Raw genomic sequence first — 20,507 nt, 5'->3', positions numbered from 1 at the left:
ATACTAAATACTTCAGTTATGCTTCTAATCTCAAGTTTTATGCGAATAGAATCTTTTGTATTGCTATTTTTTGCTTATGACAACCACTCGATTTGAGACAGTCGAATGGGTAGCAAAGGTGGATTTAAGAACACAGCAAGCCATATTTTTCTTATATGAAGTTCAAACGTGAGCGTGAGCCAGCTTCGGCGCTACACCGGGGTGTACAGCAGCGCTTCGGCAACCCCTGGAGCGTCGCTTAAAGCTCACTCAAATAAATTCTGCTGTCGTAACCAATCAACAACTTCACCAATGTCTTGAGTTGAAATCTCGCGCTCAGTCGAGTCGCCTGGGGGGTTAACAATAAATAGTTCTCTGCCCCTACCAAGGGTGGTGTTGTCTATAAAAAGACGATAGCCGCAGCGCTCCGTAATCTGCCGTAGTTCCTCGTAGTACTCGGCTTTGGTGTAATGCTTGGACTCTAGCTTTTTAATTGCCTCATCCACCAGTGGGGCAGCAGTTCCATCTGGGGCAGTTTTTGATGCGGGTTTTAATTCCGGTGTGGAAGCAGCTAACTCAGCAATGAAAGCATCCAGAGCCAGGGCTATGCGCTCTTTCTTTTCTGGTCCCTTCGCAACACGCCAACGCGACAAGACGCGCGATCGGATCGCCTCTAAGTCAGGTTGCTTTGGTCCGTCTAATTTCAAAACGCTATAGAGTGCCGCAGAGGACTCAGCTTGCCTCTTTTCGTCTAATTGACCGAGGCTATTAACTTTCCCCGCAGCGCGTCTAACTCCTGTCTGACACTGTTTAACGCTATTGTCATCTCTTGTCTAACTGCGTCTAACGATTCGTCATACGCTTTAGCTAGAGCCTCTAGATCGGGGGTAGCATCTTCTGACTCTATCCCCAGCCCCCGTTTGAGCAGGGTGACAACCACCGTTGTTTTATCTTGCCCTGTGGACTTCATTATTGCTTCTATCTGAGCGTACAAATCATCCGGACAGCGAATTGCCAATGGTTTTGTCATAGGTTTGACTATGTATAACGAGTGTTAGACAACAGGAATTGAGCGTTCTTGCCCACTCGAATCATTGTAATACAGTGTTAGACAAACGTTTACAAGAGAAACATCAAAAAACACTACGACTAGAATCGCCTATAAGCCCTTTGAAATTAGTTTTGGGTACCGATTCACCAATAGACAGTTTTAAAGCGATTGTAGGCAATTTTTGCCCTATGGGGAAAAAATCAGCTTGTCTAACCATGTTTGACAGTCGTAAAACAAACGGGGTTCCCAGTCGAAATACAACGTCAAAGGGGCTACAGCACGATCGCGCGATCGCTCGGCAAAATGCTCACCACAAAGCTTATGATGGCTACTAGACACTATGGGTTATTACGTAGCCTTTTTTGTGCTTACAGATATCAGGGATGCAAGGTCAGAACCGATCGCTTCCTTTCAGTCTCTTAATCCCACTCGGGGGCGAAAAATTCCAGTGGTTTTCGACTCAATTGGCAGGAAACGCAATTTTATTTAATGCGTGACCCCCATTTGAGGTATAAGGTTACGTAAAGAGCTATTATCGTCACCTACCTTCTATGGCTGGTCGTATTGTAAAAGTAAGCAATGAAACTTTACCCCCAGTGGTTTCTTGGTGGCTTGCGCCTGATGTTTTGGCGATGTTGTTGTCAGAGAAGCGGAGTGAATCTACGCGGAAAGCTTATGACCGGGATATTAAACATTTCTTTGCAACTATATTTGGGGTAGAATCTACTGCGGAATGGGTTGTGCGTTTTTTGGCATTGCCTCAGGCGCAGGCGTTGTCATGGGTGGTGCGGTACAAAGCAACGATGATAAAGCAGGGGTTGTCTGAGGCAACGGTTAATCGGCGGCTGTCGGCGCTGAGGGCGCTGGTGCATAAGGGTAGGGTGTTGGGGGTGTGTAGCTATACTTTGGAGGATATTAAGGGTGAGACGGTGATTAAGTACCGGGATACCAGCGGTGTTACTCCAGGGGAGTTTAAGCAGATACTTTGGACTTGCGATCGCACGACAGCGAAGGGGGTTAGGGATTATGCCCTACTGCGCTTGCTTTGGGATAATGCACTCCGTCGGGGAGAAATTGCGTCGTTGACGATGGGGGATTTTGACCGTCAAAATAGCAAACTTTTGGTATTAGGTAAGGGACGGGGTAGCCAGCGCGAGTCAATCGACCTGACACCTAAAACTAGGGACGCGATTTGTTATTGGTTGGCGTTTAGGGGACTGGCGTCAACTAAGGATGCTTTGTTTATAGCACTCGACCTCAATACACCAGGGCATCCCCTCACCGATGCTGGTATCGCCAAAATGGTTAGAACCCGTGCCTTAAAAGCGGGTATCACCAAGCGGCTAAGTCCGCACCGTATCCGCCACAGTTCAATTACAGCTGCGTTGGATGCGGGGCAAAGTGTGCGGGAAGTGCAGAAACTCAGTCGGCACAGCAAGTTGGAGACGCTGATGATTTACGATGACAATCGCCAGCAGCATCAGTTGAAGGTGAGTAGTGTGCTTGCGGATTTGGTTTGATGTTCTTTTATTTCAAATCTGAACTAATGAAGGGTGTTGGGAAGCCGGATGTAATTCGCTCACAGCCGTCTAGTAAAATATCAATTTTTTAGTATACAGTGACAAAATATGAGCTATGAATTTACCTGTGGTAAAAGTTACACAAGAAGAGATATATTTCGCATTATTGGGCTTCTAGAAGATCCAAAAGGTGGTAATTGGTACACAGGCTATTAAAGCCATTATCATAAATTGGGAAAGAGTATGAGCTTGAGCCAATAAAAGATTTGCGTCCAGTATGTGCCAATTTTAACGCAATGGTTCCGAAAAAAAACCCGCAATTATACTATTGATGAACTCAAATCTATTCTCTGGAATAATGTATAATTACAGTCAATTTCTGCTGGATATGTAAGTTTAGATATCACGAAAAATAAGAGTTAATCAAAACTGAGAACAGTTTGCTTGTGATAAGTGTTCAAATCGACCGATTCTCCGGCAAGGATGAGATTATAAATTTCCTGCATCTCCAAAGTGGTATTTTCTTTGGTTAGGAATCGGAATGCAGAAGCTGCAAGATATTCTGGCTGTTCTTCAAAAGCCAACCACAGACGATTTTCAGCTTCTGCAACCTTACCGGTGGTGTTAGAACCAGCGAAAATGTCTACTACTAAATCACCTGGATCTGTTAGGAAACGGATAAAGAATTCAGGAAGTTTGGCAGGAAACCTAGCGGGGTGCTGCTTAACCGAAACCGCTTTACAACCGTCTAGATATTGACCGTTAGATTCGGTGTTGGAAATTTGCAACAGGTTAGACGGAATAGCTCCGCCGTTATCCTTGGCAAAGGCTTTACCAATGTCATGACCGGAAGGTCGTACTTTTGGTTTGTAAAACTTGTCTGGATCTTCCAGCAATTTCTTCATGCGATCGCTGTAGGGTGCAAGGACTTTTGTCACATCAGCCTTGGGAAACTCCGTCTTACTGAACCACCATACAGTATTCACCGAATCTTTAGCCCGCAGTTTGCGTTTGTTAACCCACTCAATAGGGCTGGGCAGTTTAGACGGGTTGTACCAGTAAAAGTCTTCAGCTAAGAAAAAACCAATGTCATCACAAAAGCGTATAGGCACTCGATAGTTATACAGGCTGCGGACAGGAACCCCTTTTTCGTAAGCTCCACCCAAATCCACTACAAAACTGCCATCGTCACGTAGTTTTTTATAAACGAGTGCGGCAAACTCGGTGAGCCAGTCCACATACTCGTGTTGTTCTTTGTTCCCGTATTCTTTTTTACGCTGAAGGGCAAAGGGTGGACTGGTTATAACTAGGTTAACACTACTATCTGGTAATTTTTGCAAGAGTTCACGGGAGTCGCCACAGTAGGCAGCTCCTTTGTGTGTGAAATAAGCAGGTTTTATGTCTTGTAAGCGCACGATTGGGTTCATCACAAATGATACTTATAGTCTGTAGACGTAAAGTCGTCAATAGGTCAATTTCGGTATATGACCGAGGAAAAAACAATTACTAAAACAAGGAAGTTATTTGCGGAGAATCTACGAAAAGCACGGCAGGCTCGTGGCATCTCACAGGAGAGGCTAGCAGAGATGGCTGGGCTGCATCGCACTTACATTAGCTCAGTGGAGCGAGGCGAAAGGAATATATCGATAGACAACATTGAACGGATTGCTACAGCGTTAGGTTTGAAACCAGTGGATTTGCTAGGGAGGGACAAGGAGTGCTAAAACCACATCCTGATCTAGAAACGCTGGAGTTACTGTTTCCTGCCATACAGCAGTACCAACAATTAGCATCGAAGCACGGTATAAACGACATTTTTCAAGATAATGGTGGCAAACTACTGCAAGTTCTGCTGATACTTGGTTTGACCGTTCTTCCGGGGCGAGAGGGGAACGACGCCATCGATCTAGATGGAAATGAATACGAATTAAAATCAATCAATATTGAACTCACAAAAGGGTTCTCAACCCACCACCACATGAACCCTATTATCATTAACAAATATCGCCAGGTAGATTGGATTTTTGCCATTTATAAAAATATTGAAATACAAGCAATTTATCGTCTCAAGCCGGCAAACTTAGAACCGTTTTATACTCTTTGGGAAACCAAGTGGCACACCGATGGACAGAAGGACATTAACAACCCAAAAATTCCCTTAAAGTATGTCGTCGAGAATGGCGAATTGCTATATGGCACTCCTCCTAGCATCTTGACCAAAAGAAGACGATGATAACATCTAAAGCACTTAGTTTAACCACATTTTATTTTTTAGCTAGTGCCATACTTTTGTAAACTTGTTGTCCAATCTGTCAAAACTTTGGGAGAAATGTGTTTACCCCGCTCCTTGATTAATGAATCAGCCATTGCCGTCACCTCTATCACTGTTTTGTGTGCTGTCTCTACCATCTCAGTCAATAATCGCAGTGTTCTGGTGTAGGTAACACCGTATGCCTTGCAGGTTTCAACAACTAGCCCATCATCACTAGCACAAATCAGCAATTGATGACGGGCAATGGCAATTGTAGATCGATCCGCGACACTCAAAAGGGGCGCTCTAACGCTAAATTCTAGAAAACTAGCAAACATCTCTTCTGTGGAAAGAGCCAGAGGTGTTAAGTATTGGTTAGCAGCTTGGCGAGTTGGAGGTTCCAGTTGATCTGAGTCTAGAACTTCCTGGGCAATGTACAACGGGCTGTAGTGCTGTTGTAGCCACCCCCACTCGTTCAGCCAATGAAAATCAATGAGTGCTGTTGCGTCAAGAATTGTTCCGTTAAGCGACTGCATAAACCTCATTTTCTTGACGACGCACCCGCAGTTTTTCAACAGTTAAGTTGAGAAGTTCTGCTGCTTTCATCTCTGAAATCTTGCCCAATTTTAAGGACTGCCAAATTAGAAATTCATAACGTTCATTTTCTGGATAATCCTCCGCAGCCAGTGCTGGTGGTAATTCCATTGAGTTTTGCAAAGATGCACCATCATGCTGCTTTTTATAAATAGCACATATTTTGGCTTTCTCTTTAGCAAAATCAATGATTTTCATTTCTGCTAAACGATTCAAGACGACTAGGTAACTCACCCGAAAATGCCGTTTCAGTTTGACAATATCTTGGGTAAGTGCGTACATCCGCTCAAATTCAGCTTGAGGCACAAGTAGATGACTAGCAAAGTAATCAGCCACCTTTTCTCGTGCTTTTTCTTCTTCTTTAGTTCCCTCCTCAATTAAAGTGTCTTGATACTCTACACGGTGAAAGATTAGGTGTCCAATCTCATGTGCAAGGGTAAACAATTGACGTTCAATGGTGATGTTATGGGTATTTACCAAAACAAAAGCACCTTCAATATCACTACAAGCACTCAGACCAAAGAAACCTTTAATGGGAATGGAGGAGCGTAAAACTTTTAAACCGATTTCTTCTACAGACTGAAACAGGTTGGCAATGGGAGCATCTCCCAAGCCCAGGCGATGGCGAAACAAAGCAGCTATTGTCTGAATGTGCTTTTCGTTGCCTTCTACTTGATGGCAAGGTGTACTTTCTGGGGTGTAGGTTGGTAAGCCAACGGCTTGTTCTAGGGCATTATAAGTTTGCAGCATTCGTAGCACTTGGGCCGCAAACTGGGCATTTTTGTCAAAGGAAACATGAGCGCGGAACCGGAAGTTGGGTAGTCCTTCACCAAGTGAGCGTAGCAAGTCATCGAGTGTAATGCCCAAAGCATTCGCCAGAGCAGAAAGGATTTTGCTGTCTGGTAAAGTTTTGGCGTTCTCGTAGTTATTGATGCTCTGGCGAGTTACCCCGGCTTGTTCTGCAAGTTGCTCTTGAGACAAGCCTAGACTTTTACGGTAGCGGATCAGGTTCGCAGCAATGATCTCTTTCATGGCTGATTCTTGAGAGCGATCGCTATAGGTGTCAAAGTTGTTGATACTATTTTCTCTAATTATAATATAAAATGTCAAAGCAGTTTTACATCAGTCTGAAGGAGGTGATAAAGATATGGCAAAGAATACAGGTAACGGTTATCGCCGTGGTGCTGTGGACAAACGCAGCCAAACTTACAACCCTGTGACCGAACAATGGGTGAAGCGTGATGCTGAAACCGGACGGTTTATGGACGTGAAGCAAAACGGAGAACCTTTTAAAGGTGTTCGTAAAGAAGACTAATACCAAATTGCGTTCAATTGTGGAGATTGAACGCAACTCGGTATACAGCACTTCCGTCTGTTATGAGGTACACTTAATTTAAGATATAAATACTTTTACATGAAGTCATACTCTGTCGATCTTCGAGAAAAAATAGTTGCGGCACATATTGAGAAAAACATCTCAATCAGGAAAGTAGCTAACATATTTTCCGTTACAAAGAGTTTAGTGCAGAAGCTTGTAAAACAACAAAAGCTTGACGGAAATTTACAATCCAAGCGGCGAGGAAAACCACAATTTAGTCATTTGACAAATGCTGACATAGAGTTAAGAGAATTAGTTGCAGTACATCCAGATGCAACATTGATAGAGTTATGTGAATTATTTGCAGACAAGACTGGCAATTTCGTAGGTCGAAGTGCAATGTGTCGTGCGTTACAGAAATTAGGATTAAATCGGAAAAAAAAACAAAGCGGAGTACCCAAGCAGGGACGGAGAGAGTCCTGAATTTAAGATTAGATTATTGGGAAAAGGTCAAAAATATAGAGCCAGAAAATTTAGTATTTTTGGACGAAACTGGCGTTCTACTTGGTTTAACAAGAACTCATGCCCGTTCACAAATGGGAACAAGAGCTTACTCTCTCAACCCCTTTTATCGAGGTTCAAAGGTTACGGTAATTGGAGCCATCAGTATTAAAAAAGTAGTGGCATTAATGACAATGAATAACTCAATGGATGGCAAAGCATTTGAAGTATTTGCCCTTGAAGTTTTTAGTGCCAGAGTTATGGTCAGGAGCAGTGGTCGTGATGGATAATTTATCCGCGCATAAACTAGATTCAATTGTGCCTATGATTGAAGCTGTTGGTGCTTCAGTTATATGTTTATCACCATACTCACCAGATTTCAACCCAATTGAGTTATGGTGGTCACAACTTAAATCATTCTTGCGGATGTTTTCACCGACCACAACAAAAATGGTAGACCAAATCATTTCAATTGCACTTGACTTAGTAAATCCTCAACATTTAAGAAACTGGTTTGCTAATTGCTGCTACTGTACCTCATAGCAGCCGGAAATGCTGTATATAGCTGCATCAATTTCTGTCTCTGTGGTCTGCTATCTTGTAAGGCTTCATAGATGCTTGGCCACTTGCGTCTGAATATTGGTGATAAGGATAAGTCTGCTAAAGAATAAACATTGCGGGTCAGCAATATGGCATCTGTTAATTCAAAAGTTGCGTCTTTGGCTCTACCTAAATATTTGTAGGCTACTTGACGAAACTCTTCAAGTCTGGCATTTTTCATGTTGGTAGGTGAGTAATGGTAGTTCTTTTCTCACCTTCTACCAAAAAGGGGACTGTATTCAATCAGACACCCCTTTTTTCTTGCTCATTATCTAATAATGATAATCGAATGGGGGGGGTGGGAGAGAAACGAGCGAGGCTCGTTTCTCTCCCACCCTTTTAATGATTATCATTATTGTATTATTTTATCAACAAACATACTACGCAATAATTGTTCAAGCTTGCGGATGCTTTGAGGCTGACAAGATAATATTTTTAACCTCTAATTCCATTTGGTTTGCGTTCTCTCATATCGCTTTTAGTCTAAACTCCAGTATTTATAAACAGCTATAATTATTACTGTATAAAGAGTTTAGCTATTAGAGATATATATCATAAAATGGGTTTTTCAGATATTTGTGATGATAACCGTGTTGATTTGCAGGGTGCTTTGACTAGGCAGCTTGATGATTTGATTTAACAAGAGACATCTCTGAAAACTATCAAAGCGCGTCATTGTGACGTAAGGTAGACGCGCTAGCGGCTTCTCGGAGAGTAGCAATCTCATAATTTTGGCAAAAAACTACGAGTACATTTTTAGCAGAGTCGAAAACTCTGATTAAATCGTTCAGCTTTTTTCTAATTCGATTTTAAATGGGCGAATCGTGAGTTACTAGCTACAATTACAGAAATTTGTGCATCTATTTCTATGCTGCCAAGGCTATTTACAAATGGTTCAAATTCTTGCCAAATTTCTTCCCAAGGAGGTACAAAAGAACCATCAAGCGTGCAAAAGAAACATTCATCTTTAATAAAATCTTGAACACCAAAAGAGTTTAGCGATGGGCGACCAGTATGATATGTGGAAATTGAATCAACAGCCATTCCCATATCCTCGAGAGCGGTAATAATCTTATGCTTGGAACAATTACGGTAACCCAGTGCATCATTCAAAGCAAATCCAAGTAATTGTTGGTCATTCTCAGCATCTTCAGGGAATCCCTCACAAATTACTAATTTTCCGGAATCATTAAGTAAAACTGAAACTCTTTGGAGTATTTCTTCTAATGTTGTCCAGCGCAATAAATCGCTTAAGCTTAGAAAAAAGGTAATAGTATCGAAGTAATTTTCAGGAAGGCGAACACGGAGAAAATTATTACAAGCGAACTTACAAGTATCAGCCAAATTATTTGCTATTGACCGCCTCACAGCATCGCGCACAGTTCCCTTAACAATGTCCAAGCCCAGAATCTGTACGTTTGGGACGGCGCGTGCGAGTGCGAATGTAAACAAACCGTTTCCTGTTCCAACATCTAGAACTTGTGAGCCTGCTTTGTACTTCAGGTCTTGAGCAATTCTATCCCTAACATTACCTAATTCCTCATATTGGGAGTATTGGTAGGAACCTGGTGGTAAAAAATTGTTATGTATTTTTGTTGTCATAAGATTTAGCAAAATTATCAATTACTAGTTTGTTTGCAGATTCACGTAGTGATTTTTGAATGAGTAAAGTGATGAGGAGGTGAAAATCTATATGTGCCTCACCAGGAATGGATTAGTTATTTTGTACACGCCCACCCAAGTGTTTGCCGAGGAATTCTTCTGTAATGCCAAAGAAGTGTAACCTGTTTTCTGGGCGCTCAAAGCCGTGTCCTTCATCTGGATAGAGGATATATTTAACCGATTTGTTTGCTTTTCGCATCGCAGTAACAATCTGTTCACTTTCTGCTTGTTTCACCCGTGGGTCGTTAGCACCTTGTGCAATTAGTAAAGGCGCTTTGATTTGGTCTACAAAGAATAATGGAGAACGGGACTTAAGAAATTCGGGTTCTTTGTTGGGGTTCCCGACACGGTGAGAGAACATCGCTCGTCCTGACTCCCAGTAAGCAGGGAGACTCTGTAATAGAGTGAGTAAATTGCTAGGTCCAACTATGCTTACGCCTGCTGCAAACATATTGGGAGTAAAGGTTAATCCTACCAAAGTCGCGTAACCACCGTAAGAGCCTCCCATGATAGCTACCTTCTTTGGGTTGGCGATACCTTGTTTGATAATCCAGTTGGTGCCGTCAATCAAATCATCGTGCATCTTACCACCCCACTCACGGTTACCAGCATTAAGAAACTTTTTCCCGTAACCAGTAGACCCTCGGAAGTTGACTTGTAGCACAGCATAACCACGGTTTGCTAGCCACTGTACTGTGCCGTCGTAACCCCAAGTGTCTCGCGTCCAAGGACCACCATGTACGAGTAACACCGTAGGTAAATTTTTTGCAGGAATACCTGGTGGAGTTGTCAGATAGCCATGAATGGTGAAGCCATCTCGGGATTTATAAGAAATCGGCTTCATTTGCGCCAAAGTTAGCCCTTCTAGTTTAGGTTGATCACTAAAAAGGAGTTGACTTTTTTTGCTTGTGCGGTTGTATATATAGTAAGTGGTAGGGCCATCATCTGTGTTGTATGAGACTAACCAAGTTTTGTCAGCAATATCTAAGTCAATCACTTGAAATTCACCAGAACCAACTTTGGATAGTGCCTGAAAATCGTCGGCGATGCTTTTATCCAGTACCTGCCATTCCAATTTGTCTCTGTAAAAAGCAACAGCTTGAATCTGCCGTGTCACTGGATGTATAAACACATCACTAACATCATATTGGGGGTCTTGTGCAAGAACTGTTTCTTTACCTGTTATCAAATTCAGTGCCAAAAGACGTTTTGTGTTGGCATGATAACTAGCTATTATGTATAGAGTGTAACCATCTTTGGAAAAGCCAACTATACTACCATTATCGTCAGGTCCCCATCTACGAATTTCTTTCCAGGGGTGATTGATTGTATTTCTAATCGCCAAACTAGCACCAGCATCAGATTTAGAGGTAGTAGTTGCACGAATTTGGAAGTTGGGGTCTGCTACTGACTCAAGGTTATTCACGGTATTTTCTGCATCTAAAGTCAATTGACCTGTTTCTAAGTTAATACGGTAAATATCGTGTTTGCGCGAGTCTTGAAGATTTAATCCCACCAAAATTTCATTAGGGAAGTTGCGGTCAAGAGCAATGATTTTTGCTTTCACATTTTTAAATGGTGTTAAATTCAGTATCTCCTTGGACTGAATATTAACGCTATACAGTTGATAATTCTCATCGCCCTCGAAATCTTCTAAGTAAATTAATTGTTTGCCATTGTATGTCCACATATAATCGTAAATATCATGTTTTTTATTAGCTGTTACTTGCCAGTCATCTTTCTGCTCTAGTGTACGTAACCATATTTGTAAAACATTATTTTTATCTGGCGCTATGTAACTTAAGTATTTATCATTTGGGGAAATATGCGGATTTGTACGTTCTGGGTTATCAAAGAGAATTTGGCGCGGAATGAGTGGTGGTAACTTGGCAAATGATTGACTGCTAATAGTAATAATAGTAATGATTACTATCAACAAAAATGCTATATAATTGCGTTTCTTTCTACTCATTATCTTTTAATTTGATATTTTTTGCATTTACAACAGCTATTTTTGCCCAAAATTTTTAATCTGGACTAAAAAAATAAATTTTGAAGCTATGTAAATTCAAGTTTAGTCAGCATTTTTTCCAGAATTATCTTGCTTATTCTTTAACCAAGCCGCTGCCCAGTCTACAGCAGATTTAAGTGAAAAAAGTTTGGTTTGTGCCTGACCCACCTTGCCGATTTTTACATAACCAGCTTGTTCAAATGCGTTTCCTATCTCTTCAAAATCTTCTGACTCAAACTCAATATCTTTATAAGTTTTCCAAACTCGTTGTCCTGCTTCCATAATAGGTGCCCCTTTGAAAATTCGCTCTTCGCCTTTCACTTGATATTCAGCTAGGTGAAAGCACGTATTGCTGTCATAGCCAACCCCCAATAACAGTACCCAAGCATCTAAATCATAAAGATGCGCTAAGGGAGAATCTTTACCCAAGGAATCATCATAAGCGTGATCTTTAATAACCATTTGTGCATTTTGTCCCCAAGCGGCAAAGGAAGTGCTAGGATGATTACTCCGTAACACATCAGGATAAGTGCGGAAGCTTTCAGGGATTTTGCCCATACCCAGCGTTGGAGTTAACCGCGCATCAAAAGCAGGCATAGTATCTCGGATTGTCTGCCACCATTCGCTAGGTACTGGTGGATTTTCCCATTCAGATGGGTCTGAATAATCACCAGAGTGAGTGGGCATAACTAAGGTACTTGTAGTAGTAAGCACATCCATTAAAACTTGAACTACAGCAATTGAACCACCACAAACCCAACCCAGTGAACTCAAGGAAGAGTGTATCAAGAGTGTCATCCCTGGAGCTAGTCCAATTTGCTGTAATTCATCAGTAAGGCTTGCACAGGTGCAAGGGAATAGTGTCCTCGAAATTACGTTTTCTTCACTCATATTTTATTCCCATCATTTTTTCTAATTAATAATAGCTTTTAAAAAAAACTATTAACTTCTACCATTCTCTAATTTTGGTTAAGTTATTATTCACCGTATTATATTTCAGTGTTGCGTTTAAGGAAGATGGTATTTTAACTTGAGATATCAAGTCAATTACATCTGCTGTCATTAAAGTAGCAATTAAAGTATTTAGGTAAGAAATAGAGGAAGATATGACATTTAAATTGTCTAAAATTAATTCTTCCTGAAGATATTTTGTATGCTGAAGAAAATTATTCATATGGCTACTCTCAATCAAAAGAGGTCCAATATAACCTTCATATACGCCTACAGACCCAAAAGTACACATGATATTTTCCTGGATACAGTAATCTAAAATCAATGAATGAATAGCAATAGGTGGGGTGTCAGCGCAGCATAAAATCACATCAGGTTTTTGACATTTTTCTAAAGTTTTGTGTAAATCTGCAACCGAATTGATGTTTACTGGGCGTATATCAACTTCTGCTTCTGGTTCTCGGTTTAAAATATAATTTTTGACCACTTCAGCTTTTAATGTATTCAGGTGAGAATTGTCAAAACAAAACTGGCGATTAAAATTAGTTATATTTACGGTATCGCTGTCAATCAAAATAAACTTTTTGAAGCCAGCTGCAACCAAATGTTGAACTGCGACATTTCCCGTTCCACCACAGCCAATAACGCAAACAGACGTTTGAAATATTCTTTCTTGTGCTGTATTTGGGTCTAGCACAAAATCAGAGAAAAAATCTACTTGTTTTTCAACCCTTGTGCCCTGAAATTTATTAGTGTATAAAGGGCGAACTAGCTGCTTAGAATCTAGCAAGTCAATCAGTTGTTCTAAGTTTTCTTTTGAAAGCAAACTAGCTAATTCTTCTATTTTTACTCCTACGGCAATTTTTTGTAATGTTTGAATTACATGGGGAGTAGCATTGGAAATGCTAAAAACTCTTTGCCCGATAAGCCTTACTTGCTGCGCTTTAGTGATTGTTAGGGTTATACTCTTTTTTAGAGTAATTCCTTGATGAAACTTTTGTAAACTATCCATAGTATTTCAAAATAAGTATCATTTATTCTAAAAATTCGACTTGAGCGGTTTGAATCCCATTGAATGAGGTGTTCCAAGAAACTGAATAGGCACTAATGTTACTAAATAAAACTAAATCTCCTTCTTGATATGGAAGTAAATTATCGCTTGATAAATAAACATCAAAACTCCCCAATAAATCACCTTCATAACAGGTAGGACCATAAAAACTAGCATTGATTTTTTTATCTGATGTCTGGCGATTGTAAAGTAATTTTGGGTCAGACCAACGTAGGTGGCATTCTTTGGAAATATCTAGAGTATAAATACAACCTTTTGAATCTAGCTTTCTTGATTTGACCATGCCACAGGCAAATCCTGTACCAGAAAATAAGAGATCCCCTGGTTCAAAAATTAACTTAATATCTGCTGTAACAAAACTGCGAAGTTGTTGAATTAACTTCTCAAGCGATTGAAATCCTACGTTGAGAAAACCACCCCCAAGGTCTATGTGTCTCAGATTAATTCCTAATATTTCTGCGATGAACATGACTGCTTGAGCAAATTTAAGGAAGACATCGCTAGAGTTTTCACTTGCGCCATTATGGATATGAAAACCAACAAATTTGTGCCGTCCTGGTTCTGTGATTTTTTGTAATAAATTAATATCTAAAGGTGGCGCTCCAAACCTACTTCTGTAAGGTGTCTTATCTTGACTATTATATTCATCCAGTATCAGCAAAGAATTGAGCCTAACTCCAAAATTAACTGTCGTCTCTTGTCTTTGTAATCTTGCGTATTGTTCGAGGGTTTCAATGTGAACAGTTAAATGATTTTTCTTTGATAAGAATTGTTGTAATTCATAGCCATCAAAACCTGGGTCGGTTAGACTAACTAACTTATTTTCTAAATTATCAGGTAGATATTCATACTCATGAAAATTAGAAATATCAAATCCTGAAATGTATTCGGAAACAACCTGGTAAATTAACGGATGCCGAAAAGATTTGACTGGCATAATAAAATGGCAGTTATATTCTTTTTCTAGAGATAGTAATAAATTAAGACGTTTTCTTAATAGTGCAAGGTCAAAAACTAATGTCGGTCCGTTATAATTATTTTCAAGTTCAGCAACAAAATTAAGCAATTTGCTACTTATATTTTTTTGTATATTTGGTTGAGTACAATTCATAATTTAGAGTTCCTCTTTTGTCCAAATTTGTCCTGGCATAAATTTAAAGTGTTCCAATCCATTCCTTTGAAGATACAAACTTTGCATTTTAAAAAGAGGAATTATGTAGGCTTCACTAGTTAAAATTGAATTTATTTCTTCTAAAATTTCCTGGCTTTTGTTATCATCACTGCACTTTTGGTAACTGTCTAGTAAAGCTATATAAGTTTTCCAAGTATCATTTTTCACAAAATCACGGTCGTATGCTTCCTTTAAATAAATTGGAAAGGGATGATGAACAGGAGATGTCCACAAATGTAATCTTAAATCTGCACTTATAGAGTGAGCAAGAAAATTATCTTGAATCAGTTCTAAATTAATGTTGTAACGTTTCAATTCTATGGCAAAGTGTTCTAGCACTTCTTTATTGGGAAAATAATCATCAAATGCTACTCTTAAGTTAATTTGTTTGAGATTATGGATGGAGAAGACTAACTGAAACAAGTTTTCTGCTATTTCTGAGTTATACAAATTATCAACAATAGGCTCTAAAATATTTTGATTCAAAGACGAATCAAAGAAAAAATCCATCATTGGAGTCAAGACATTGTGAAAATCAGTGCAGAGGTTGGCGCGATTAAGCGAAAATAATAAAGCTTGGCGAAAAATCTTCTCTTCTAGTAAAGGATGGCATTTTTTCTCTTTACGCAAAAGCATGAAAATATGACTTTGTTCGCGATAAAAATCTTTCTTTTCTTGAAATAAGGGAAGTTGCTCGTAGGGAAACATGGTGTTGCATGTAATATCCAGTTGTTTTTGCTCGTATTGCTGAAGAGATTCATATCTGGATTTTGGTTTTATATAATAGATACAGTCCACTTGCATGGCAGGATTAGTTTTAGCTAAAGAAAAGAATAAATTCCTGTTTAAAATAATTTCATTTTCTGAAACTTTGTCTATACTATATGCTCCAGCTGCTAACATTGCTTCAGAATGGTGTTTGGGAGAAAAATTGATGGCACTGAGAAATGTTAAGAACAAATAATTAGGATGAATGAGGCGAAAAATTAGTTTTCTACCAATCACTTCTATCCCGATTTTATTTTCAAAATTGCCTTTAATAAATTCACAATAATTTGCAATATCTTTTAACAAAATTCGATGATTATTATATTTGGAATTGAGAACTGCTAAAAATCCACGTACATAATCTTCGGTAGTGACTTGAGTTCCATCTGACCAAAATAAATTATTACGTATAGTTACTTCATAGATACAACCATCTTGACTAATAGAATAATTCTCAGCACCAAGACACTCTAAAGAATTGGACGTATGATTACTGCGAAATAGCGGTAATGCAGTTGGAGAAAGAACTTGAATACCAATGTAATCACTAACATTATGAAGGCATAAAGTACCAGGTAATGCATCAATATCAACAGTAATCCTTCTATGGTTGAGAGTTTTCATATTTTTTAATCCAACAACTAGTTACTTTGACAAATGTTTGAATATCCTCATCACAATAATCTGGCAAAGCTACTCGTATCACTCTTTCAGCAGATATCATATGGATAAAGGTATCTAAAGCAATAAAATCAAATCCAAAACTCGGAGCATTTTTGACATAAAGCCCTGATTCCTCTAATAAAGCTTTATACTCATTGGTATATTTCTCCAATTTTTGAGGAGAACCATGAGGTATTTTGATTGTAAAAAACAAATCATGATGATAGTCTTGGATTCGCCAATCTGAATTTTGATTTAAGTCTTTTTGTATTTGTTGCAGCGCATAGCGGTTGTTATAACGTATCCAAAATATTCTTTTTTTATTTAATAATTTTAGTTGTTTTGAATGAGCGAGTGGAAAGAGTGCATGGGGTGAAAAATTCGTACCCGTCATTGCAATCAAGGAAGTAATATGAAATATTAAAGCTTTAATAAAATTAATAGAAGATGACTTTAATTGAGGTGGTAATACAAAAACTATAGAGCCAAGACGACTATATTCAAGTGCAAGAGAGTCAAGCTTAGTATGACTCCGCAGCAAAATACAAGGTACTTGTTCAGTAAGACATTTAGATACTAAATCTTTAATAAAATCAGAACCTGCCTCATAACAAGTAGAGTCTAATATTACTGCTAATAAGTCTGAAAAAGATGTTGAACGAAAAGCAGCAAATTGATTCTCTGCGCTGATGGAATCGAGATACAATAAGTTATTATTAAATGAAGTATTTTCACTGAAATTAATGACTCTTAAATCTTGGCAGTAATTTTGAATATACTTAGTTGTTTCAAAGTATGAATCCTTGCACATCAGTAAAGATGTATCACTGGGAACAATCTTTTGTAGCGCAGAAAGAGTTACACTGATGGCAGACATTCCAGATGATACAAAAAATCCTGTTGATAGGGCATTTGGTAAATCTTCTAAATCATAAGTAAGTAAATGAAAATTATTTTGTTTTAATCTTAAATCAAATCTTTGATATTTATACTGTAAAGTAAGTCCAGGTTCTTGAGAATATAAATCGGTAAGATGATACTGTTTTTTTTCAGTATAATTAGACTCGCTCAAAGTTAAGTTACTACTAAAAAAATTACCCAAAAGCTTACTTTTCAACATATTTTTTGATTCAATTATTTTTTCTATAGAATCAATATTTATTTCATAACTATAACCCGAATATTCAGACAATATTTCCAACTCTTCTTTTTTTCTTTCCCAATATTTTTTTTTATTGTTGGCATTTGCATTCATAAATAGTTAATCCATTAAAATTATTACGTAGCATTTTTTTATTGCTTATATCTTAGAAAATAATTAGGAAAGGTATTTTGCCATTTTTTGGGAAAATACCATTCATTCATCTTAAGCAAATATAATTAGCAACGAGTGCATAAACAACCATCAAACGATGAATCATGAGCTTCAAGTTCTTCAAGCACAAGATTTTCAGTCAAATTGCTTGATGATTTTGTGTGACTATATCCATCTGAAGTCGTTGCATTGGCTATATTGTTACCACTAAATGCGACAACAGATAAAGAAGCAAAGCTAGTCATGGCTACCATACCTAGTAGGAATTTAGCTTTATAGTTTTGTTTGTCGGACATCGAATTTAATCTCCTTTGAAAAATAGAGTTTTTTGGGAAAGGCAAAGTTTAGCTTGTTTGCTAACCCCTTCGCTCTTCCTTAATATCAATACTATTCTTTTCTAATTGGATTGATAATTAACTATTTTTAGGTAAAAGATTAGTTAAGTATTAAGTATTTTTAGATTCTCCTCAAAACAAAAAAACTTGTAAATTAAATATTTAATATTTTCTCAGCATTATCTAAAATCGAAAATTGAGGATTCCCATAAATCTTCAAATAAAAAATACTAGATGTGCAAATAGCATAATCTAGTATCGGATGCGCGATTAATATATTTAGTTAATTAAGTAGATGGGCGAGAAAATTTACAACTATGTAACGAAATGTAAAATAATTGAAACCCTTTCGATTGCTTCGTCGTGCCTCCTCGCAATGACAAAAGTATAGTTATGTTTTTTTATGCCCACCTACTTAGCAGCTAATAGGGAGGCAATAATTTAGGGTATCATTACGATACGTGACAACGCTGTGATTCTCTCCAAGCACGGGGAGTATTTTGATAGCGATCGCGAAACTGGCAATAGAAATGATTGATATTTTGATAGCCTATATCTAAAGCAATCTGCTCAACAGAATTATTAGTTTCTAAAAGTAAGGTGCTTGCTTGGGCTAGCCGACGCTCGATAATCCAATTATTTACTGTTTTTCCAGTAAGTCGTCGCACTAAATCGGTTAAGTAAGCTGAGAAATAACCAACTGCTTGAGCTACTTCTTTCAGACTAATACTTTGATGATAATTCAATTCAATGAACTCAAAGACCTCACACAATCGGGGAATAGATGGAAATATGGACTTCTGAGTATCTGATTTTTTACTTTCGGTGGTAGTAGACAAGTTCTCATGTTTTAGATGAACATTAACCAGACCATTTTCTGTGATAATCACCTCAAATCCTGCTGTCTCCAAGCATTTCATTAAGAGGTTTTTGGTCTTAGTTTTAGCATCAATTAATACAATATTGCTCATACTTTCTCCTAATATTTAATATAGTTGTCGCCCGATCGGATTTCATCACCCGCAACCCCTTTTACTTAGGCGTGTGTAGTAAAAGATGCTTTATCTCATGGTTCGTTACCTTTTGTTTAAACTTGATATAAACCTGATATATTCATCAAACCCCACTGCATACTGGCTTATAGCCTGAGGATTACTGACTTGTTTCTGACTTGTGACTGACTTTTAGTGTGTTACTGGTAAAATTCATAAAGTCCTAATCAAACGAGCCATGCCAAGATCGCTCAGGCTTCGTCAGGAGTGCATTCAGAAAGTAAAACAGGCAGTCCCGCGTAACGGCTTCCCCAGCCAGAGAGCTTTGGCTGAAGATGTAGGCTTGGCTTTAGCCACAGTCAGCAACTTTCTCACAGGCAAACCAGTTGACCATACAACGTTTGAAGAACTTTGTCAGAAGTTGGCACTCTCGTGGAGAGACATTGCTGATTTGGATTTTGAGATTCCATCCCAGACTGTAGATGAAGATAAAAAGACTGGAGGAGGAACCACTAATAATCATCAAGACTGGGGAGAGGCGATTGATGTCTCAGTTTTCTACGGGCGCAGCGAAGAATTAGCTACACTAAAACAATGGATTATTAACGACCATTGCCGACTAATTACTTTAATCGGCATGGGTGGAATTGGTAAAACTGCTTTATCTGTGAAATTAGCACAGCTTTTGCAAACCGAATTTCAGTACGTTATTTGGCGAAGTCTGCGTAATGCACCACCAATTGATGAGCTTTTGACCGACCTAATTAACTTTTTGTCCCATCAGCAAGAAACAACTTTACCAGAGAGCTTAGACGGTAAAATCTCCTGTTTAATACAATATCTACGTAACTCGCGTTGTTTGTTAGTCTTAGATAATGTAGAGTCTATTCTATCTAGTAACGATCGCGCAGGAGCATATCGCCAAGGATATGAAGGATATGGACACCTCCTCAGATGTTTGGGAGAGACTAACCATCAAAGTTGTCTAGTGTTGACCAGTAGGGAGAAACCCAGAGGAATTAGGATTAAAGAAGGTATAAACTCTCCGATTCGTTCGCTGAGGTTATCTGGCTTAACAGGGGTACAAGGTGAGAAAATTCTCGCAGAAAAAGGCTTTTGTGTCTCAGAATCTGAATGTCTTGCGCTGGTAGAGTTTTATGCAGGGAATCCTTTGGCGTTGAAGATTGTTGCAACGACTATTCATGAATTATTTGACGGCAATGCTGCTCAGTTTTTAGAACAAGGAGCCATTGTCTTTGGTGATATTTCGGATTTACTTGACCAGCAGTTTAATCGCTTGTCAACTTTAGAACAACAGGTAATGTACTGGTTGACAATTAATCGAGAATGGGTATCTTTTAAAGAGTTACAAGAGGACATAATTCCTGCTGTTTCATTCAAAGATTTATTAGAGACTTTAGAATCTCTACAATCGCGCTCACTAATTGAGAAGAATTCTGGTAATTTTACTCAACAACCAGTGCTGATGGAGTATGTTAGCGATCGCTTTATCGAACAAATATGCCAAGAAATTCAAACAGTGGAAATAGCACTATTTAATAATAGCTGTGCATTAATCAGAGCTACTGCCAAAGATTACGTCATCAATGCCCAAATTCAGATGCTCCTCAAACCCCTTGCGGATAAATTACTAAACCTCTTGGGTACTCAAGAAAATGTGCAAAACTATTTAAATCAACTTTTATCAAAGCTGAAGTCGGTTGCTCCGCGAAAACCAGGATATGCAGGTGGT

General features: G+C 38.7%; 24 protein-coding genes. 9 read left to right on the top strand and 15 right to left on the bottom strand.

Annotation, left to right across the window (positions count from 1 at the left end; genetic code table 11):
- Positions 1-245: 245 nt before the first annotated feature.
- Positions 246-686: a hypothetical protein gene (locus TOL9009_RS0101080; protein ID WP_029630571.1), complete on the bottom strand. Its 441-nt coding sequence runs from the start codon at positions 684-686 to the stop codon at positions 246-248.
- Positions 687-730: 44 nt separating this feature from the next.
- The gene (locus TOL9009_RS0101075; protein WP_029630569.1) at positions 731-1,009 is read right to left on the bottom strand and encodes a hypothetical protein; all 279 of its coding nucleotides are present in this window, start codon (positions 1,007-1,009) and stop codon (positions 731-733) included.
- Between the two features lie 209 nt (positions 1,010-1,218).
- Here TOL9009_RS0101075 and TOL9009_RS46740 point away from each other — a divergent pair, with 209 nt between their 5' ends.
- Both TOL9009_RS46740 and TOL9009_RS0101065 read left to right on the top strand, forming a co-directional pair.
- The gene (locus TOL9009_RS46740) at positions 1,219-1,365 is read left to right on the top strand and encodes a hypothetical protein (protein WP_186227444.1); all 147 of its coding nucleotides are present in this window, start codon (positions 1,219-1,221) and stop codon (positions 1,363-1,365) included.
- Between the two features lie 216 nt (positions 1,366-1,581).
- Positions 1,582-2,550, top strand: coding sequence for a tyrosine-type recombinase/integrase (locus TOL9009_RS0101065; RefSeq protein WP_029630566.1), 969 nt, complete (start codon positions 1,582-1,584; stop codon positions 2,548-2,550).
- Between the two features lie 419 nt (positions 2,551-2,969).
- Here the strand turns inward: TOL9009_RS0101065 and TOL9009_RS0101060 are convergent, their stop codons facing one another.
- The gene (locus tag TOL9009_RS0101060) at positions 2,970-3,977 is read right to left on the bottom strand and encodes a DNA-methyltransferase (protein ID WP_029630564.1); all 1,008 of its coding nucleotides are present in this window, start codon (positions 3,975-3,977) and stop codon (positions 2,970-2,972) included.
- 57 nt (positions 3,978-4,034) lie between these two features.
- On the opposite strand from TOL9009_RS0101060, the gene TOL9009_RS44965 reads away from it, so the two are divergent.
- Positions 4,035-4,274 carry a helix-turn-helix domain-containing protein gene (locus TOL9009_RS44965; RefSeq protein ID WP_029630562.1) on the top strand — a complete coding sequence of 80 codons (240 nt, stop codon included), beginning with the start codon at positions 4,035-4,037 and terminating at the stop codon, positions 4,272-4,274.
- A complete protein-coding gene (locus TOL9009_RS37340) occupies positions 4,268-4,783 on the top strand; it encodes a PDDEXK family nuclease (protein WP_051502724.1) in 516 nt (171 codons plus the stop codon). The genes TOL9009_RS44965 and TOL9009_RS37340 overlap by 7 nt, the downstream gene beginning before the upstream one ends.
- A gap of 38 nt (positions 4,784-4,821) precedes the next feature.
- On the opposite strand, the gene TOL9009_RS0101045 is transcribed toward TOL9009_RS37340, so the two are convergent.
- Together TOL9009_RS0101045 and TOL9009_RS0101040 are read right to left on the bottom strand one after the other, a co-directional pair.
- Complete coding sequence (locus TOL9009_RS0101045) at positions 4,822-5,337, bottom strand: hypothetical protein (protein WP_029630561.1); 516 nt, start codon at positions 5,335-5,337, stop codon at positions 4,822-4,824.
- On the bottom strand, positions 5,324-6,505 hold the full coding sequence (locus TOL9009_RS0101040; RefSeq protein WP_242055556.1) for an XRE family transcriptional regulator: 1,182 nt from the start codon (positions 6,503-6,505) through the stop codon (positions 5,324-5,326). The genes TOL9009_RS0101045 and TOL9009_RS0101040 overlap by 14 nt, the downstream gene beginning before the upstream one ends.
- A gap of 37 nt (positions 6,506-6,542) precedes the next feature.
- Here TOL9009_RS0101040 and TOL9009_RS44960 point away from each other — a divergent pair, with 37 nt between their 5' ends.
- From TOL9009_RS44960 to TOL9009_RS44225, 4 genes are all read left to right on the top strand, one after another.
- Positions 6,543-6,710, top strand: coding sequence for a hypothetical protein (locus TOL9009_RS44960; RefSeq protein WP_144238099.1), 168 nt, complete (start codon positions 6,543-6,545; stop codon positions 6,708-6,710).
- A gap of 99 nt (positions 6,711-6,809) precedes the next feature.
- Positions 6,810-7,196, top strand: coding sequence for a helix-turn-helix domain-containing protein (locus TOL9009_RS0101030; RefSeq protein ID WP_029630558.1), 387 nt, complete (start codon positions 6,810-6,812; stop codon positions 7,194-7,196).
- A complete protein-coding gene (locus TOL9009_RS48685; protein WP_242055557.1) occupies positions 7,115-7,504 on the top strand; it encodes a transposase in 390 nt (129 codons plus the stop codon). Before TOL9009_RS0101030 ends, TOL9009_RS48685 begins: the two co-directional genes overlap by 82 nt.
- Positions 7,497-7,757: a transposase gene (locus TOL9009_RS44225; RefSeq protein WP_186227443.1), complete on the top strand. Its 261-nt coding sequence runs from the start codon at positions 7,497-7,499 to the stop codon at positions 7,755-7,757. The genes TOL9009_RS48685 and TOL9009_RS44225 overlap by 8 nt, the downstream gene beginning before the upstream one ends.
- Here the strand turns inward: TOL9009_RS44225 and TOL9009_RS0101020 are convergent.
- From TOL9009_RS0101020 to TOL9009_RS0100970, 10 genes are all read right to left on the bottom strand, one after another.
- Entirely contained in the window at positions 7,732-7,995 is a 264-nt protein-coding gene (locus TOL9009_RS0101020) for a hypothetical protein (RefSeq protein ID WP_029630554.1), read from the bottom strand. The two genes, TOL9009_RS44225 and TOL9009_RS0101020, sit on opposite strands and share 26 nt — an antisense overlap.
- Positions 7,996-8,612: 617 nt before the next feature.
- A complete protein-coding gene (locus TOL9009_RS0101010) occupies positions 8,613-9,416 on the bottom strand; it encodes a class I SAM-dependent methyltransferase (protein WP_029630552.1) in 804 nt (267 codons plus the stop codon).
- 112 nt (positions 9,417-9,528) lie between these two features.
- On the bottom strand, positions 9,529-11,448 hold the full coding sequence (locus TOL9009_RS0101005) for a S9 family peptidase (protein WP_084763051.1): 1,920 nt from the start codon (positions 11,446-11,448) through the stop codon (positions 9,529-9,531).
- A 102-nt stretch (positions 11,449-11,550) separates the two neighbouring features.
- On the bottom strand, positions 11,551-12,378 hold the full coding sequence (locus TOL9009_RS37335; RefSeq protein WP_038295610.1) for an aminoglycoside N(3)-acetyltransferase: 828 nt from the start codon (positions 12,376-12,378) through the stop codon (positions 11,551-11,553).
- 58 nt (positions 12,379-12,436) lie between these two features.
- Positions 12,437-13,450: a ThiF family adenylyltransferase gene (locus TOL9009_RS0100995; RefSeq protein ID WP_029630549.1), complete on the bottom strand. Its 1,014-nt coding sequence runs from the start codon at positions 13,448-13,450 to the stop codon at positions 12,437-12,439.
- 22 nt (positions 13,451-13,472) lie between these two features.
- A complete protein-coding gene (locus TOL9009_RS0100990) occupies positions 13,473-14,621 on the bottom strand; it encodes a hypothetical protein (RefSeq protein WP_029630547.1) in 1,149 nt (382 codons plus the stop codon).
- A gap of 3 nt (positions 14,622-14,624) precedes the next feature.
- Complete coding sequence (locus tag TOL9009_RS0100985; protein WP_029630545.1) at positions 14,625-16,073, bottom strand: ABC transporter substrate-binding protein; 1,449 nt, start codon at positions 16,071-16,073, stop codon at positions 14,625-14,627.
- Entirely contained in the window at positions 16,054-17,367 is a 1,314-nt protein-coding gene (locus tag TOL9009_RS0100980; protein WP_029630544.1) for a hypothetical protein, read from the bottom strand. The genes TOL9009_RS0100985 and TOL9009_RS0100980 overlap by 20 nt, the downstream gene beginning before the upstream one ends.
- A 125-nt stretch (positions 17,368-17,492) precedes the next feature.
- Complete coding sequence (locus tag TOL9009_RS0100975; protein ID WP_029630542.1) at positions 17,493-17,723, bottom strand: hypothetical protein; 231 nt, start codon at positions 17,721-17,723, stop codon at positions 17,493-17,495.
- 491 nt (positions 17,724-18,214) lie between these two features.
- On the bottom strand, positions 18,215-18,733 hold the full coding sequence (locus TOL9009_RS0100970; protein ID WP_029630541.1) for a helix-turn-helix domain-containing protein: 519 nt from the start codon (positions 18,731-18,733) through the stop codon (positions 18,215-18,217).
- A gap of 259 nt (positions 18,734-18,992) precedes the next feature.
- On the opposite strand from TOL9009_RS0100970, the gene TOL9009_RS0100965 reads away from it, so the two are divergent.
- Positions 18,993-20,507 (top strand): NB-ARC domain-containing protein (locus TOL9009_RS0100965; protein WP_029630539.1); only part of this gene is annotated, 1,515 nt, incomplete at its 3' end.

Source organism: [Scytonema hofmanni] UTEX 2349 (genome assembly GCF_000582685.1).
In the GTDB taxonomy this organism is placed as follows: Bacteria; Cyanobacteriota; Cyanobacteriia; order Cyanobacteriales; family Nostocaceae; genus Hassallia; species Hassallia hofmanni.
This window is presented reverse-complemented; position numbering and strand designations above follow the sequence as displayed.